General features: G+C 41.8%; 14 protein-coding genes, 2 pseudogenes and 1 riboswitch. Of the genes and pseudogenes, 3 read left to right on the forward strand and 13 right to left on the reverse strand.

Going from position 1 to position 17,914, the window contains the following annotated elements; genetic code table 11:
- On the reverse strand, positions 1–3,790 hold a 3,790-nt coding region (locus RHS_RS24265; protein WP_047834617.1), incomplete at its 3' end, for an FtsX-like permease family protein.
- A gap of 7 nt (positions 3,791–3,797) precedes the next feature.
- Complete coding sequence (locus RHS_RS24270; protein WP_044289618.1) at positions 3,798–4,517, reverse strand: ABC transporter ATP-binding protein; 720 nt, start codon at positions 4,515–4,517, stop codon at positions 3,798–3,800.
- Between the two features lie 363 nt (positions 4,518–4,880).
- Here RHS_RS24270 and RHS_RS24275 point away from each other — a divergent pair, with 363 nt between their 5' ends.
- The gene (locus RHS_RS24275; RefSeq protein WP_027295712.1) at positions 4,881–6,197 is read left to right on the forward strand and encodes a glutamine synthetase family protein; all 1,317 of its coding nucleotides are present in this window, start codon (positions 4,881–4,883) and stop codon (positions 6,195–6,197) included.
- 24 nt (positions 6,198–6,221) lie between these two features.
- Complete coding sequence (locus RHS_RS24280) at positions 6,222–6,824, forward strand: ANTAR domain-containing response regulator (protein WP_377143745.1); 603 nt, start codon at positions 6,222–6,224, stop codon at positions 6,822–6,824.
- Here the strand turns inward: RHS_RS24280 and RHS_RS31875 are convergent.
- A pseudogene (locus tag RHS_RS31875) lies at positions 6,784–6,915 on the reverse strand (DUF6783 domain-containing protein); the annotation flags it as partial. The gene RHS_RS24280 and the pseudogene RHS_RS31875 sit on opposite strands and share 41 nt — an antisense overlap.
- Here RHS_RS31875 and RHS_RS31880 point away from each other — a divergent pair.
- Positions 6,853–7,053: pseudogene (locus RHS_RS31880) on the forward strand (DUF6783 domain-containing protein). The pseudogenes RHS_RS31875 and RHS_RS31880 sit on opposite strands and share 63 nt — an antisense overlap.
- A gap of 8 nt (positions 7,054–7,061) precedes the next feature.
- Here RHS_RS31880 and RHS_RS24285 read toward each other — a convergent pair.
- The 10 genes from RHS_RS24285 to RHS_RS24330 all read right to left on the reverse strand — a co-directional run bounded on the left by RHS_RS24285 (position 7,062) and on the right by RHS_RS24330 (position 17,848).
- A complete protein-coding gene (locus RHS_RS24285) occupies positions 7,062–7,976 on the reverse strand; it encodes a hypothetical protein (RefSeq protein WP_047834618.1) in 915 nt (304 codons plus the stop codon).
- A gap of 245 nt (positions 7,977–8,221) precedes the next feature.
- Positions 8,222–9,622 (reverse strand): sodium:alanine symporter family protein, encoded by a 1,401-nt coding sequence (locus RHS_RS24290; RefSeq protein WP_047834619.1) that lies wholly within the window; start codon positions 9,620–9,622, stop codon positions 8,222–8,224.
- An 85-nt stretch (positions 9,623–9,707) separates the two neighbouring features.
- Positions 9,708–9,810: riboswitch (glycine riboswitch) on the reverse strand.
- Positions 9,811–9,920: 110 nt separating this feature from the next.
- Positions 9,921–10,493, reverse strand: coding sequence for a hypothetical protein (locus tag RHS_RS24295; protein ID WP_047834620.1), 573 nt, complete (start codon positions 10,491–10,493; stop codon positions 9,921–9,923).
- A gap of 322 nt (positions 10,494–10,815) precedes the next feature.
- The gene (gene udp / locus RHS_RS24300) at positions 10,816–11,598 is read right to left on the reverse strand and encodes a uridine phosphorylase (RefSeq protein ID WP_027295708.1); all 783 of its coding nucleotides are present in this window, start codon (positions 11,596–11,598) and stop codon (positions 10,816–10,818) included.
- Between the two features lie 32 nt (positions 11,599–11,630).
- Positions 11,631–12,371, reverse strand: coding sequence for a Crp/Fnr family transcriptional regulator (locus RHS_RS24305; RefSeq protein ID WP_242849142.1), 741 nt, complete (start codon positions 12,369–12,371; stop codon positions 11,631–11,633).
- A gap of 39 nt (positions 12,372–12,410) precedes the next feature.
- Entirely contained in the window at positions 12,411–13,505 is a 1,095-nt protein-coding gene (locus tag RHS_RS24310) for a BMP family protein (RefSeq protein WP_027295706.1), read from the reverse strand.
- A gap of 11 nt (positions 13,506–13,516) precedes the next feature.
- Positions 13,517–14,182, reverse strand: a complete 666-nt coding sequence (gene deoC, locus RHS_RS24315) for a deoxyribose-phosphate aldolase (protein ID WP_027295705.1) — start codon at positions 14,180–14,182, stop codon at positions 13,517–13,519.
- A 90-nt stretch (positions 14,183–14,272) separates the two neighbouring features.
- Positions 14,273–15,226 (reverse strand): ABC transporter permease, encoded by a 954-nt coding sequence (locus RHS_RS24320; protein ID WP_027295704.1) that lies wholly within the window; start codon positions 15,224–15,226, stop codon positions 14,273–14,275.
- Positions 15,223–16,323, reverse strand: coding sequence for an ABC transporter permease (locus tag RHS_RS24325; protein WP_027295703.1), 1,101 nt, complete (start codon positions 16,321–16,323; stop codon positions 15,223–15,225). The genes RHS_RS24320 and RHS_RS24325 overlap by 4 nt, the downstream gene beginning before the upstream one ends.
- Positions 16,307–17,848 (reverse strand): ABC transporter ATP-binding protein, encoded by a 1,542-nt coding sequence (locus tag RHS_RS24330; protein WP_044297805.1) that lies wholly within the window; start codon positions 17,846–17,848, stop codon positions 16,307–16,309. Before RHS_RS24330 ends, RHS_RS24325 begins: the two co-directional genes overlap by 17 nt.
- Between the last annotated feature and the right edge of the window lie 66 nt (positions 17,849–17,914).

A 17,914-nucleotide genomic window follows, 5' to 3' on the forward strand; every position in this document is an offset into this window, starting at 1 on the left:
TATTAATATTGTTAAGATTATAAAGTACCACAAATGCCAGCATACCTGCTGAAACAATTAATACTACAATTACCACATCCAGCGAACTCAGCATATCATCCAGCTGCTTCATTACACTGGAGGTATAGCTGACGCTAAGAGCCGCCTTATTCCCCAGAATATTCTGCCCAACATCTTCCACGTGATCTTTGGCATCCGGTACCGCCTTAAATAAAATGCTGTTATAATCCGGATTTTTTCCCGTGACTTTTTCATATAGTGACGGTGACATATACACATAATGTGCCAGATAATTTTCACATATATCTGCAATTGGTGCTTTTATAGTGGTTCCGTCCTCATTATGAAGTTCTATGATATCGCCTTTTGACAGTCCCATCATATTAGCCGTTTTCTCTGTTACAATCACCCCATCGTCTCCAAAGCTGACTTGCCGTTTTGTCTTCCGGTCTCTAAAATTCACAAAGGTATCAAAACCATGCATCTCTTTTGGTACGATGATATAAACACTCAGGTCTTTTTTCCCTACTTTTACCGACATTTTCTGCATCATGGAATCTACAGATGCATCAATCTGGCTGTCCGTTTTCATATAGCTCTCAAGATCTGCCCTCTTCTCATCGGATGCATCTTCATCGACTAATACGGTTCCATCATACAGCTGTATCTCCTGATACTGTAAAACTGCGATATTCCGGACAGAATCTCTGATACCGTATCCAACCAGAAGCAATGCCATACATCCTCCAATCCCGAATATAGTCATAAAAAACCGTTTCTTATATCGAAAAAGGTTGCGGATTGTGGACTTCCAGGTAAAACTCAGATGCTTCCAGATAAATGTTACCCGCTCCAGCAAGACACGCTTTCCCTCTTTCGGTGCAGGGGGCCTCATTAACTTTGCCGGCGTCTCTGCAAGCTCTTTGTAGCATGCCGCAAATGTAGCAATCATCGTACAGCACACCGCTGCAAAAGTAGCAATTCCAGCAAACTTCAGATTATACGGAAGTTCTACATTAGGCATATGATGATACATAATCCCGTAGGCTGTAATGATAATATACGGCAGGATTTTCTCACCTACCAGAACACCCAGAATACTTCCTCCAATAGTAGCAAACAGCGCATAGTTCAGATATTTGGATGCTATGGAAAACTTGCCGTACCCCAGCGCTTTTAAGGTACCGATCTGGGTTCGTTCCTCTTCTACCATTCTTGTCATCGTTGTGAGACTGATCAGCGCTGCTACCAGGAAAAACAATACCGGGAATACTTCCCCGATATTTTTAATCCGGTCGGCATTCTCACCGTAACCTGTGTTCTCAGGAAGTGAGCTTCGGTCATTGACATGCCATTCCGGTTCTTTCAGATCATCGATCTCTTTCTCCGCATCTGCAATCTTCGTCTCTCCGTCAGAAATTTCTGTTTTGGCATCCTTCTTTGCCTTTTTATATTCTTTTTTACCATCTTTTAATTTCTGCTCATTCTCTGTTATTTCTTTTTCGCCATCCGTTATTTCCTTCTCAGCATCTGATAATTTAAGAAGTCCGTCTTCTATCTGCTTTTGACCATCCGCAGTCTTTTGTACTGCGCTGTTCAGCTCAGATTCCTTTGATGCCAGCTCTTTTTTTGCCGCTGCCAGCTGGGCTTCTCCCTGGGAAAGTTGATTTTTACCTTCCTGCAGTTCCTTTTCTTTTTGAATCAGCAGTGCACTCTGGCTGTCCAGTGTCTTCTTTCCATCATTTAATACTTTCGTCTGCTTATCTAACTCTGTCTTGGCACTAACCAGCAGAGGTTCCTTTTCATCAATTTCTTTTTTCGCTGATGCCAGCTTTTTTTGGTTGGAATCTATTTCCTTTTTTGCTGCTGCAAGCTTTTTCTCATTTTCATTAATCTGTACACTTGCTGCTTTAAGGGCTGCTTCGTTCTTATCAATTTCTGCTTTGCCAGCCTGTAACCCCGCCTCGCTTTTTGTCAGTTCCGCCTGGGCAGCATTGATTTTCTGCTGTCCTGCCTCTATTTGCTGCTTCGCCGGCGCCAGCGCTGCTTCCATCGCTGCTGCTTTCTGCTGTTCTATCCTCAGTTGTTCATTTCCTTTATCCAGTTCCGCCTTTTTCTGGGCAAGAACCGGCTCGCTCTGGGCAATCTGCTCCTTCAGCTGCCCTGCCATGGCGATTTGCTCCGCTGTTGCAGTTCCGGCATCGATAGCCGCCTGGAGCTGTGCCAGTGCATTTTTAGCCTGATTGAGTTCTGCCATCTTAGCTTCATATTCAGCTGCTGCTGATGCCAGCTCCGCCTGCTTCCCGGCAATCTGGCTTTTAGCGGCATCCAGCGCTGCTGCATTTTTATCATATTCTGCTTTGCTAATGTCAAACTTTTCTTTTTCTGCCTGGAAGTTCACCTTTGCCTGCTGTAGAACTGCTGCATTTTTTTCATATTCTGTTTTCGCGGCTGCAAGTTGACCTGTTCCGGTTTCATACTGCTTTTTCGCGGCGTCAAGCTGGGAAACTCCGTCTTTATATTGCTTGTTTGCCTGATCCAGCCGGGCTTTACCCGATTCATACTGCTTTTTGCCCTGATCCAGCTGCTTCTTACCGGCTTCGTACTGCTTACTAGCTGCTTCCAGCTTCTTCTTACCGGTTTCATAGTCGCTCTGAGCCTTACTGATCTGGGTTTTACCTGCTGCAATTGCTGCTTCCCCATCCTTTATCTGCTTAGATGCTTCCGGATATTTTGCCTGAAACTCTGATTCTTTTGAAGCAAGGGTATCTTTTCCGTCTTTTAACTGTGTCTTAGCCGAATCCAGTTGTTTTTTAGCGGAATCCAGCTCTTTTTGCTTATCAGTAAGGGTTGCTTTATTATCCTGAACTTCTTTTTTGGCATCAGCAAGCTTTTGCTTACCATCCTCCAGTTCCTTTTCGCCGTCCTTAAGTTCCTTTTTGGCATCGGCAAGCTTTTCGTCCGCTTCCTGTTTCCCATCCTCAAGCTCTTTTCTGGCATCGGCGAGCTTAATATCCGCTTCATCCTTTACTTCAGCAAAGCGTCTGGTGCATTGAACAGATTCTATCCCTTCCACATTTTTTGTTACATTATCAACCAGCCTGTCGTATTCTTCCGTATAAGACGTCAGATCCCTGGAGCCTTCTGCTTCCACATATGCAAATGTATATGCCGCCTGATCAAACTCTTCCGGCATTACATATCCATATCCGGATACCTCTCCGGTGCCCAGGGTGGTATTCCCCTTACTAAAAGAAATATAGGCAGGACTATTACCGGTTCCAACAATTTTGAACTCTTTGTTCTTTAATACTTTGTCACTGTCCTTATTTTCTTCAAGCTGTATGGTATCCCCCACCTTATATCCGTTTGCAGATAAAAATTCTTCGTCTACAATACATTCACCGGTAGTTTCCGGCAGCCTGCCCTCTGATACAGACAATTTATTCAAAGTAGGCAGCATCGATTCCATATGAAGTACTTTCTCATCTTTTCCGCTGCCGCACAATACATCCGTCATATATCCTGATTCTGCTTTGCTGACTCCATCTACCGCTAAAATAGCCTGTATATCCTTATCGGTCAATCCCAACGTACCAATTATTTTCAGATCCATCAGATTATTCTCATCAAAATAAGCATCACCGGATAGACGCATATCGGGTGCTGCCGATTGAATCCCAGAATAAAATGCCACTCCCATGGCTACAATAAAAAAGATCGATATAAATCGATTAAAACTCTTTTTTATCTCCATAAAAAAATCTTTATGTAAAGCTTTTTTCTTCATATGCCCACTACCATTCAATTAATTCTACCGATATCGGTTCATTATTCATTCTCATACTGGAAACTTTTCCATTTTTAATTTTGATCACCCTGTCAGCCATCGGTGCCAATGCTGAATTATGAGTGATAACAATTACGGTCATCCCTTTTTCCCTGCACATATCCTGGAGCAATTTTAGTATTGCCTTTCCCGTCTGATAATCAAGTGCACCGGTGGGCTCATCGCATAACAATAACTTAGGATTCTTAGCTAAAGCTCTGGCTATAGACACTCTCTGCTGTTCCCCGCCGGATAACTGGGCCGGAAAGTTATTCAGTCTTTCACCAAGTCCTACTTCATCCAATACATCTTTTGCTTTCAGCGGATTTTTACATATCTGAAGCGCCAGTTCAACATTTTCCAGGGCTGTCAGGTTTGGAACAAGATTATAAAACTGAAATACAAAACCTATATCATCTCTGCGGTATCCGGTTAATTTTCTTGGATTATACTCCGCAATATTCTCACCATCAACCCATACTTTCCCCTTTGTGGCAGTATCCATCCCTCCTAAAATATTTAATACCGTCGTTTTCCCGGCTCCACTTGGACCTACCACTACTACAAATTCACCTTTTGTAATTTGAAAATCTATGCCGTCCACTGCATGAATGTCTACCTCACCCATATGGTATGTTTTGGTTACACCGGACAGTTCAACGAAATTCTCATGATTTCTTTCTGACATCTGAATCCCTCTTCATTATTATTCTTCTTATGCATTGCATTTTGCATGTTTCTTTTTATTTTATCACATCAGGTTTGAAAAAACACTGTTTTACTTATTAAAAAATAATAAAGAACCACCCGGTTAGATGAAAATATTTTCTGTTTGAGACCATTGACAAGGAAAAAAAATTAGTGTATTCTTCTTATTGAACAAAGGCGTTCATCGTACAGGGCTTGAATTTCAATTCGAACCTTGTACGATGAACGCTGTTTTTTAATAATCCTTTTTAGAACGTATTCGAAAAATGCCTGTGTCAGAATCTTCAGATAAATGCATTGATTTTTCAATATACTCTAACCAAAAAATCAGGAGGAATTAATTATGGATCATACAATACAAGAAGTTTTGGAGTTTGTCCGGGACAATGACGTAAAATTTATCAGACTTGCTTTCTGTGATTTATTCGGTACGCAAAAAAATATATCTATTATGCCTGACCAGCTGGAGCGGGCTTTCCGTGAGGGAATCTCCTTTGACGGCTCAAATATACGTGGATTCTGCGGTGTTGAAAAATCAGACTTGTTCCTGATCCCGGATGCCGCTACTTTAAGCGTACTCCCGTGGCGTCCCCAGCAGGGCCGCGTAGTCCGTTTCTATTGCAGCATTAAAAACCCGGATGGAACTCCCTACGTATGCGATACCCGTCATATTCTGAAATCTGCCATTAAACGATGTGAAACCATGGGCTATCTGCCAAAAGCCGGAACAGAATGCGAATTTTATTTATTTAAAACCGATGAAGATGGTAATCCTGTTTTTCAAACCCATGACGAAGCCGGTTATTTTGATATTGCGCCTCTTGATAAAGGGGAAAATGTCCGTCGTGAGATCTGCCTGTGTCTGGAAGAAATGGGAATCACTCCGGAGTCTTCCCATCACGAAAGCGGACCCGGTCAAAATGAGATTGATTTTAAATACTGCGATCTCCTGGGCACCGCTGATAACTTGCTGACCTTTAAATCTGTCGTAAAAGCCATTGCCGCAAGAAATGGCCTCTACGCATCTTTTATGCCTAAACCCATTTCTTTTGAAAGTGGAAGCGGACTTCATATTAATTTATCGCTCTCACAAAATGGTAAGAATATTTTTCTCAGTGGTGAACAACATAATCCTGTAGCGGAAAGCTTTATGGCAGGCATTATGGAACATGCGGCGGAAATGACTGCTTTTCTAAATCCGATTCAGAATTCCTATGAACGCTTTGGATCCTTTGAAGCCCCCAAATACGTTTCCTGGTCTCATCAAAACCGTTCTCAGCTTGTACGTATTCCCGCACAGGCAGGAGAAAAAGCAAGAATGGAACTGCGCTCACCGGATCCTTCCCTGAATCCATACTTAGCATTTGCCATTTTACTTCATGCAGGTCTTGATGGAATTGAACAAAGTGCCGCTCTGACAGAGGCTGTAGATGTAAACCTTTTTACGGCTGATAAAACAATCATAAACAAACTTACCGCCCTCCCCGGTTCTCTGGAGGAAGCAATCCGCATAGCTTCTAGTAGCAGCTTTATTCGGAAAACCTTAAATCCTGCACTATTAGAAAAATATTTTCTTATCAAAAAAGAAGAGGTGCTTGCTTTTGATAAAACCGCGAACAAAGAGGACTTCTACAAACAGATCTACTTTAAGCTCATATAAGCAACGAGAAAAGCAGTCCTTAGATTGTATCAAAATAAGAAAGGCGGCGATGATATGAACAGCGTTCTAATTATATCCCCCACAGAAAAAAGTATTGCAGTTTTCCGGGATATGCTTTCACAAAGTTCCTACCGTGAGCTGGTCACAGTATCGAATTGCGGAGAAGCCAGACGCTTATTGATCGAGCGCAGTTTTGATCTGTGTATTATAAATTCTCCTCTGCGGGATGAGACAGGTGTCAGTATGGCAAGGAATATCGCCACAGACGGATCTACCCAGGTAATTCTGATCGTGAAAAATGAGCTTTACGACGATATTTCTATGAAAGTGGAAGAATACGGAGTATTCACAATTGCCAAACCAATCAGCAAAGTACTTTTCTGGAGCGCATTAAAGTTATGCCAGGCATCCCATAACCGCATGTCTATGATGCGCAATGAAAATAAACAGCTGCTGCAGAAAATCGAAGATATCCGCATAGTGGACCGGGCAAAGTGTATACTCATTGAATATCTGAATATGTCGGAAGCAGAAGCGCATAAATACATTGAAAAGCAGGCAATGGACACCCGGGTGACCAGAAGAATTATTGCTGAGCGTATCTTAAAGACCTATGAGAATGACTAGAGCGTGTTTTAAAATTGCTTTCTGGCAGCTGTGCGTCACAGTTTGTGGGAGATTTGTCCCGGATGAAGGGCGCGTAGCGGGCTACGTAACCTGAATTCGGGGCAAATCTCCCACAAAGTGGGGCGTGCAGATGACGAGAATGAATTTTCAAACAGGCTCTAGTGCCTCCCTGCTTTTTATGATAAATACCACAAGCCTTTGTCAGTGCAGCAAAAATTTACTGCACTGACAAAGGTTTTAATATAAAGCGAGTTTTTCCATGCGAATCCACTCTGCTTCTGACAGATGGTATTTTTTTCTGATTTCACTTATCGGTATCTGATTATGTATCTCCTCCAAAGCGTTGAGAATGTTATCGGTGGTCTGACTTACTGCTTTATCAACTGCTATATTTACTTCTTTATTTACTGCTTTACTTACTGCTTCATCCAGTGCTATCTTTACTTCCCTCTCTAAACGTTCTTTAATAAGATCTTCTAATGCTGCACACAACATATTTTCATTCACCTCCTTAAAAATACGGATATTGTTTTTCACTATGATATCCATCGCCGAATTATATAACTTTTCATCCTTGTGTTCATCGTACTCTTGGATCAGGCTGTTTACCATATCCTTTGATTCTAAATGCAGGTTTAAACTTTTAAGCCATAAATTCTTTTCTTTTGACAATTTTTTTGTGTTTATGATCTGTATTGGAAATATATTGCCGCTGACATAATATATCCCCCTCTCGATTTTCTCTACCTTCCATCCCCTTACCTGCTTCAGGTGTTTGACTAAATTTCTTGGAAAACCACTGCTTACCAGTGTTAATGTAATTTCTGAAATATTGATCTCATTTTGTTTATTCCCATCCGACTTGTAAAAACATACATAGCCATAACATTTATAAAAATCATCTATACTGAGATAGTCCTCAGGACTTTTGTACTCAATAATATTATGCATTCTGAAAATACGTCCAATATTCTTTTTTATGGTTTTATTTACAGATTTTTTTATTACCAGTACATCGATCTGCTTCGGTTTCGTCCCTATCATATGTTCATTTTTAAATGTTAATTCACCTGATTCTTCCTGGAATTCGATCTGCCATGATGCAAAAAATGCCGGGTGCCACTGATGCGCATATGAATTATAACACGCCATAGATCCCCCTTTCATAACGGAAACCCTTATGACGTAATGAATAAAAAGATATACTTACATACACAATCATTTCCTTTATTAATTTTTTCATTGTGATTTTGAAGACGGAAATGTCTTCTTAGAATTGGATATTTAGATTTTATGTTTGTATTATATCACTGTTCAGATTTTATTTCAAGTGATTTTATTTTATATTTAAAAACATCACTTTATCAGAAAGTGATGTTTTTAAATGTTATTGCAGATTATTTGATTTTGGAAAAATATTTTTTCGTTTCTGATACGATAACGCCGCTTAATACCAATATTGCAATTAAGTTGGGCAGTGCCATTAATGCATTGAAAATATCCGCAATTATCCAAACTGCAGATACGGTCATAAACGGACCGATAAAGACTGCCAGGATATACAGCCACCGGTAACCATTTAATATCTTTTTATTATATCCGCAAAGATATTCCAGGCACCGTTCGCTATAATAATCCCAGCCCAATATTGTGGTGAATGCAAAAAATACAAGGCATACCATCAATATAAATGCACTGACCGTATTACTGAATGGAAGCCCCTGCTGAAATGCCGCTGTGGTCACCGCAACCCCTTCCAATCCGATATTCCAGGTATCCGTAATAACGATAGTAAGCCCCGTCATCGTACAGATTACAATTGTATCAATAAAAGTTCCTGTCATAGAAACTAATCCCTGGCGGACCGGCTCATTTGTCTGAGCTGCCGCTGCTGCAATGGGAGCACTTCCAAGGCCTGCCTCATTTGAGAAAATTCCGCGCGCTATTCCCTTCTGCATTGCCACCATTATGCTTCCCAGCGCTCCTCCTGCCGCTGCCCGAAGGCCAAATGCTCCCTCAAAAATTGCTTTAAATGCATTGGGGATATGCTTATAATTCAACACTAAAAGCAGCAGGCAGGCAAATATGTATATCCCCGCCATAAAAGGTACAACAATCTGGGATACACTGGAAATTCGTTTGATCCCTCCAATGATTACCATACCAACGGCAATCGTCAAAATAATTCCTGCGATTACCACTGTCCAGGAATAATCCCTTCCTAAAATAGATACGCTCCAGGCATTGCCTGGATCAAAAAAATTATTAACGGCATTGGAGATACCATTCACCTGGGTAAAGGTACCAATTCCCAGAAGTCCTACACCCAGTCCGAAGAATGCAAATAATTTTGCAAGCCATTTCCATTTAACTCCCATTCCATTTTGAATATAATAAAAAGGCCCTCCGATTACATGCCCGTCATCATTGATTACCCGGTATTTAATCGCCAATACGCCCTCTGCATATTTTGTTGCCATACCAAATAATGCAGCAACCCACATCCAAAATAATGCACCCGGTCCGCCTGCTACGATCGCAGTAGCCACCCCGACTATATTACCAGTTCCAATGGTTGCGGAAAGCGCCATACAAAGAGCCGCAAAGCTGGTCACTTCCCCATGGCCGCCCTCTTCATTTTTAAACATATACTTAAGCGCTTTGGGAAGTTTTGTGATTTGCAGCCCTTTCAGGCGGACCGTCAAATAGATACCCGTAGCTAAGATAAGTACAATAAGGGGAATCCCCCAAAGGAAATCATCAATGTTTCCTAATATCGTGTTCATTTGTTTCAGCATAATTCTCTTCTCTCCTTTATCTGTTTCAATGCAATAGAAAAAGAGCTGATAAAATAATCAGCCCCCTAAAGAGTAGAACTTATACAGATATAGCCCTGTCCTTTTGCCTGAGAGATAGGCGGGTCATTATATTATACCCACTGTACACCTTCGGCGCCCGTTCTTTGAGACTCTCCAGAGTTGTCATTGTATGCCCTAATTGGACATTTGTCTTTGACAGGAGATACTATACCATATGTTAACCGTTGTTGCAAGGAATTTTCTTGATTTTGTACACAAAAGAATTGGGCTTTGCCGATTAAGGACGCTCCAGCCTTCTGGTATTGGCAAACTGAAATAAAATTCCTGCCAATGCAAGTACCAGACCTGCCACAACTGCCATAGTGTGGTCCTTCAGACCGGCTGCTGTTAAAATAGCACCAACCGAAGATATTCCGCCATGGATTCCGGAACTTACAATAACAGCCGGTCTCACAAACTTAACTGCAATAAGCCCGATTAACAGACCTAAGACAATGCAGATCACAAATTTCCACCAGATATCCGGTGACATTATTTCATTTATGGCAAAATAGGCAAGTGCTCCGCAAAGAATAAATACCCCTGCAAGATAAACCTTAAATGCCAGTCCCATCAATACAACACCACATATGATTGCCGCAATGACTGTAATGATTGAATTATGAATAAAATAATCGGCAATAAAATATCCAGCTCCCGCTCCGGTAACAAATCCAAATAAAGATACCCAGAATTTAAGCAGCCGATATCCGAAAAAACAATTAACCAATGCCATTATAACCGTAATCGCCAGAAATACACTTGACATTTCTGCCGGCAGCCGTTCTAACATGCCTTGAACCTGACTCATATTAGTCCCCTTTCAACAGCGGTACACCAGCTGTTCCAAATTACGTTTCCAAAAAATAGAAATATTTAATAGATTTTAATCCCATTTAGAAATAGTGTCAAGATTATTGTGCGAATTATTATGCATTTCATGCAAAATTAAGCAAATCTTTAAATTTTCAAGACAGGCAAAAAAACCCGGCGCAGCTTCTTTGTATTAAGAAGCCCTATCCGCCGGGATATTTCCACATATACTTCACATCATTATTCCATACAGACCTTTACCCTATGAATTACTCACATAATTCCATAAGTTCCTTAACTCAACATGAATTCCAACACTATCATGATTTTTTGCTGTTTCCATCTTCTTTGATCAGTTTCCGAAGTGCCAGAACAGCATTTGTGATAGCTATTTCCGTATCGTGAACAACTTCATTGCTAAGCCCCTGCTTTTCTCTTTCCTGATTCGCCACTACCAGAAATACAGATCCCACTCGGACTCTTAAATAACTTCCCACAATAAACAGTGCAGCCGATTCCATTTCAGAAGCTTTGCATCCCAGGCGCAGCCAGGCATTCCATTTACTCTGAAGTTCATAATTTACCGGCATTTTCTCCGGTTCATGCTGTCCATAGAATGAATCCTTGCATTCTACCACACCTGCATGATAGCGGAAATTTAAATCCTTTGCTGAATCGATTAACGCATTTACTACTTCTATATTGGCTACCGCCGGATATTCAATAGGTGCATATTCCTTACTGGTACCTTCCATCCGAATTGCCCCGGTTGCAATAACAACATCACCGCTTTGTACATCCAGGTCCATTCCTCCGCAGGTTCCCACACGAATAAAGGTATCTGCGCCAGCCTTCACCAGTTCTTCCATTGCAATCGAAGCGGATGGCCCGCCAATTCCCGTTGATGTGACACTTACTTTTACGCCGTCCAGATATCCTGTATAAGTCACAAACTCTCTGCTGTCAGCAACTAATTTAGCATCATCAAAATGTTTTGCAATTTTTTCACACCTTTTTGGATCTCCCGGTAGAATTACATATTTACCTACATCCCCGCTTCTTACACCAATATGATATTGTAAACCTTCTTCTGCATATTTCATAATAATAATCTCCTTTTCAACCATAAATATTTTTACTTCTTTTCATAATTTGCTACTTTGTCTGCTATGAATTCCTTCATTTTTAGATACTGTTCCTTATTTATCTCAAGCGTATAACCCTTTTTTGTGATATATCCGTCCTCTTCCATTGCCTTCACCGACCGGTTTACCGTCTTAACACAGAGACCTGAACTTTCCGATAATTCCTGCCTTGTCATCCGAAGATCACAGATTCCGTTTTCCTGATTGTGCTCGTATAGCCGCATAAACAGGAGAATCATCCGGTCTGCACCCTGCAAAAACAAAAAAATGCGTTCCTTTTTTGCCTGCTCCAATAAATAGTTCCCCATACTTTTTATTTCCATAAGCAGGACATGCCGGTCACTTCTTACCCACTTTTCAAATTTGTGCCTGGAAATCACCAGTAATGTGCAGTCCGTAACGGTAGAGAGAGTCGTTTCATATATTTCTCTGTCCAGGAGGATTTCCATGGTTCCAAAGACTTTAATCGGTTCAAACCGCATATAATCGTAGGCAATTCCCAATACTCTGTGATCTACTGCCCTGACAACTCCCTTTACCAGAATGTAAATCATATTGACTTCTTCTTCCTCGCGTATAAAGATGGTTCCCCTGGGCAGTCTCTGAATCTGGAATGACTGCATCAGCCAGAGCGGTGCCTCTGCCAGATAATCCTCCAGATATTCCCGCTCCTGCCTACCCAGACTTTCAATCAGAGACAGCAATTGTTCCATAGAATCTTGACGCAGCATGGCAATCCTCCTTTCCAAATATCAATTCGTTCTATACACTTACTTAATTAATTCCGTCACCACGATTTCAGTCGGGATGCCTTTTGCATCCTGTGCCACATCATCTTTATAAATCTGTATTTTTCCGTCCACGATCATTTTGTAAATTTCATCATAGTCCGCCTGTGAAAAAGTCTTAAACTTTGAAGTTTTCATAGGAAGCAATACATTACCCGATTCTGATCCGAGGACAACGGATACGCCGCCTTCAAACTTTCCTTTGTAGAAGCTGTCCAGGACATCATATACGGATTTCTGCAAATTCTTCACTGCGGAAGTAATAACCGTATCCGATTCACCGGACTGGTCAACGTCAACCCCTATTACGGTCTTATCTACGAACATTGCCGCCTTCATCACGGAATTTCCTACTCCTCCGCCGCAGGCAAATATAGTATCTGTTCCCTCGTTATACCACGCCGCTGCTTTTGACATATTATCAGGGGTAGCATCGAAGTTTCCTACATATGTATATTTCATCTCCAGATCCCCCTTCGAAAGCCCTAATTGCTTTCCGGCATAATCTGCTCCCTGTATAAATCCATATCCAAAACGGATAACTGCCGGCACTGCAATTCCACCCATAAACCCAAGCTTCCTGTTCCCATCCATCACTGCTGCATAACCTGCCAGGAATCCCGCCTGTTCTTCTGCATAAAAAATGGAATGGGTATTATCCAGAATTTCACTGTTCCCGTTGCCGTCATGAGGTGATCCATCCAGAATCACAAACTTTACATCCGGATATTTTTTCTGCATGTTGTATACAGGAACCTCGTACAGATAACCGGGGCATACCACAATTTTTGCTCCGCCTTTTACTGCAAGTTCCAAAGATTTGGTATAAGCATCATCCGATTTTTCGGTAGGTTCATAGTATTTGCTGGATAGATTATGTTCTTTGGCATAGGCCTGAACCCCCTCCCAGGACCCCTGGTTAAAGGAACGGTCATCTATGGACCCCACATCCATCGACAATGCCACTTCATACTTTTTATTTGATTCCGATGATTCCTCTTCCCCACCCTTCTGACAGCCCGCCATAGTAAAAACCATGGCTGCCGCTATCAGAAATGCAATACATTTTTTCTTCATATCCCGTTCTCCTAATATTCTTTTGCTGACCTGCCCTTTAACAATTCAACTGCGGAGCTGGTTCCAATACGGCTGCATCCTTCTTTGATAAAAGCTTCCATATCTTCTATGCTTCTGACTCCTCCGGCTGCTTTTATTTTTACCGCCTCGCCTATTTCCCTTTTAAACAGGCGGATATCCTCAAGTTTTGCACCTGCTGTGCCAAATCCGGTACTGGTTTTGATAAAATCAGCTTTGGCATTTGTAACTGCTTTACATAAAGCTGTTTTTTCCGCCTCATCCAGATAACAGGTTTCAATAATAACTTTTAAAATAAAATCTCCGGCTTCTTTTTTTAATGCTGCGATTTCTTTTTCAACTTTATCAAAATCCCCATTTTTCACATCACTGATATTTACTACCATATCAAATTCACTGGCACCGTCTTTCTTAGCCTGTCGAATTTCTTCTGCTTTCGCCTCCGTTACACTGTATCCCAACGGAAAACCAATTACCGTACAGATATTAATCTGATCACCATATGTTTCTTTTACCCTTTTTACATAGCAGGGCGGGATACATACGGATGCTGTATGATATGCAATTGCCTCCTCACATAATTTCTGAATATCTGCCCAGACTGCAAATGCCTTTAACTGGGTGTGGTCTACATAATTTAATACATTTAATTCGCTCATATTTTCCTCCATTAACGCTTTATGCGTCTTTTATTATTTATTTAGTGTGTTTAGAAAAAGGATATCCCAGGCTGCCTTTACCTGCTGCCCTTACCTGCTGCCCTTATCATATGGTATCCCTTCTGCTTTTGGAGCCTGGGAATTCTTGGATAAGAATGCCAGTACCACAAGCGTTGCAACATAAGGTATCATTTTATACAATCCATCCGGCAGCGGAAGATCCTTTAATACCGGTATTCCGGAATAGGTACTGGAAAGAGTCTTCATGATTCCGAAAAATACTGCCGCCCCGAAAATTCTCCCTACTCTCCATTGCCCGAAGATCAGAACTGCAATTGCCAGGAAACCATATCCCGCCACACTTGCACTGAAATTAGTGGATGTTGGTACTACAAATGCCAGTCCGCCGATTCCGCCAAGGACACCTGAAATGATTACGCCTGCATAACGGATCTTATATACATTGATACCAACTGAATCTGCCGCCTGGGGATTTTCCCCGCAGGCACGCAGCCGAAGCCCGAATTTCGTTTTATTAATCACAATCGCAGCTGCAATTAATATGATAATCCCCAAAAATGTAGTCAGATATGTATGTTTAAAAAACATATCTCCAAGTACTGGAATATCGCCAAGGAGCGGTATCTTTTTAATATGGAATGTATCCAGAAAAGAAATCTGCTGCTTTCCCTGCACCATTCTGGCTACGAAAATTGCAAATGCCGGTGCAAAAAGATTCAGTGCGGTACCGCTTATAGTCTGATCTGCTTTCAGATTCACAGATGCAAATGCGTGAAGCAGGGAAAATACACCGCCTGCAATGCCGGAAACCAGGATAGCCAGAATCATGAACGACTGTCCGCTCAGAGTATTTTCAAAGGTATTAATAAACAGGATACCGGCAAAGGCTCCCATAACCATGATACCTTCCATTGCGATATTAATGACACCGCTTCGCTCTGCAAACATAGCGCCCAGAGCTACCACCAGAAGCGGTATGGCAAAAAACATGGTCTGCTGAACTACGAAATAAAGAATATTCATGATTTTTCAGCCTCCCTTCTCCTTCTGCTTATGAATTTTATAATAACATTTTTAAACAGTAATGCAAACGCCCCAAAATAGATGATCACAGATATAATAATATCAATTACTTCCGGTGCAAAGCTCAATAGCTGAAGATTGTCTCCCCCTACGGTTATATGACCGATAAATAAGCCCGCAAAAAGAATACCGATAGGATTTGAAATTCCAAGCAGTGCAACGGAAATTCCGCTGAACCCTTCCGGAGAAATCACATCCAGTACCTGGATACATTTACCCACATCAGCCAGATACATCAGTGCTCCGCCGATTCCTGCAAGGGCACCTGCAATTGCCATAGAAAGGACAATGTTCCTTTTTTCATTAATTCCCGCATATTTACTCGCCTGTGGACTTAACCCGCAGGCTTTTAATTCGTATCCAAAGGTTGTCTTATTAATTAGTATGTAAATGACGATTACAAGCAGAATTGCCACCAAAATTCCGATATTCATATTTGCTTCCGGAAACAGCCTGTCCAGACCCGCCTTTGGTATGGTTGCGGACGCTGCAACCGGAAGTGACTGGTTTTTGATCTGGTCATAAATCGTACCGGCTACCAGCATGTTTACCAAATACATTCCAATATAATTAGTCATAATAGATGCGATGACCTCATTCACGTTCCGGAAAGCTTTTAAAAGTCCGGGTATCATTCCCCATAAGGCACCAAACAGTGCAGCTCCCAGAATTGCCACAATCCAGTGTATTCCAGCCGGAAGCCAGGTCCATTTCACGCCAATATAAACTGCTGCAAAAGCGCCCATGGTAAATTGTCCGGATGCTCCGATATTGAATAAACCGGTCTTAAATGCAAATCCAACCGACAAACCGGTCATAATAATAGGTGTTGCAATATACAGCATCTGTCCCACCCCATAGGAACCGGAGGTAAATCCTCCCTTTAAGATCATAGAGAAGCCTTCCAGCGCCTCCGATGAATTGCTAAACAGCAAAATAATAAGCCCTACTGCCAGACCAGCCACAATTGCAATCAGGGAAGCCGAGAAATTAAGCAGCCCTTTCCGCTCTTTTTTATTTTTAAGCTTTTCTTTCATAACCTGCGCTCCTTTTCGTTCCTGCCATGTAAAGGCCTAATTCCTGCACAGTGACTTCTTCCGGTTTAACATCTGCAACAATTTCCCCCTCGTACATTACCAGTATCCGGTCACTTAACTGCATTACTTCATCTAATTCCAGAGATACCAGGAGAACAGCCTTCCCCTTATCCCGCTGCGCTACCAGCTGTTTGTGTATATATTCAATGGCTCCTACATCCAGACCACGGACCGGCTGGACCGTTACGACAATATCCGGATCCCTGTCCAATTCCCTGGCAATGACTGCTTTCTGCTGGTTTCCTCCTGACATTCCCCGGACTACGGACTCTTCCCCCTGCCCGCACCGGATATCAAATTGTGTAATCAGCTTTTTTGCATATTCGCGGATTGCCTGGAATTTCAGGAATCCATGATTTTGAAACCGGGGCGTATAGTAGGACTGCAGCACCAGATTTTCCTGTAAATCAAAGTCCAGCACCAGACCGTGTTTATGCCGGTCCTCGGGAATATGAGCCATCCCGTCCCGGCATTTTTTCCGGATACTTTCTTTCGTAATGTCCCTGCCATTTAAGGAAACACATCCTTCATCCAGGGGCATTAATCCGGTGATGCCATAAACCAGTTCTGACTGTCCGTTACCGTCAATTCCTGCAATACAGACAATTTCCCCTTTTCGCACCTGGAAGGAAACATCCTTTATAATATCCTTCTGGGAATTTGCAGATTTAATGGTAAGGTTTTTAACCTCAAGTACGGCATCCCCCGGATCCTGCTGCTTTTTCTCCACATTTAAATTAACTTTACGTCCTACCATCATTTCAGACATTTCTTCTTTTGAAGTTTCCTTTACATCGATGGTTCCAATATATTTTCCTTTGCGCAGTACACTGCAGCGATCGGCCACTGCCTTTATCTCATTTAATTTATGGGTAATAAAAATCAGGGATTTTCCTTCCTTTACAAGCTGTTTCATTACTTTCATCAGCTCATCAATTTCCTGAGGCGTCAGAACTGCAGTCGGTTCATCAAAAATCAGAACTTCATTGTCACAGTAAAGCATTTTGAGGATCTCCACCCTCTGCTGCATTCCAACCGTTATATCCGATATCTTCGCATCCGGATCGATTTTAAAGTGATAGCGTTCACTTAATTCCATGACCTTTTTCCTGGCATCGTCCATTTTTAAAAATCCATTTTTCAAGGTTTCCCTGCCCAGAATAATACTTTCTAATACCGTAAAATTATGTACCAGCTTAAAATGCTGGTGTACCATTCCGATCCCCAATGCATTTGCATCATTGGGATTATTGATCTTTACCTCTTTTCCGTTCATTTTGATCTGCCCTTTTTCCGGCTGGTAAAGTCCGAATAATACACTCATCAATGTAGATTTTCCTGCCCCGTTTTCTCCTAACAGTGCGTGAATCTCACCTTTTCTAAGCTGCAATGTCACATCGTCATTGGCCTTGAAGCTGCCAAATTCCTTTGTGATATGGTTCATCTCAATAACAAATTCCGCCATATCCCCACCCATGCATGCCGCAGTCCCCTCTGCGGCGCTTCCTTTCATAAATTATAATCGTTTTTG

It is taken from the genome of Robinsoniella sp. RHS, from assembly GCF_001029355.1.
Taxonomy (GTDB): Bacteria; Bacillota; Clostridia; order Lachnospirales; family Lachnospiraceae; genus Robinsoniella; species Robinsoniella peoriensis.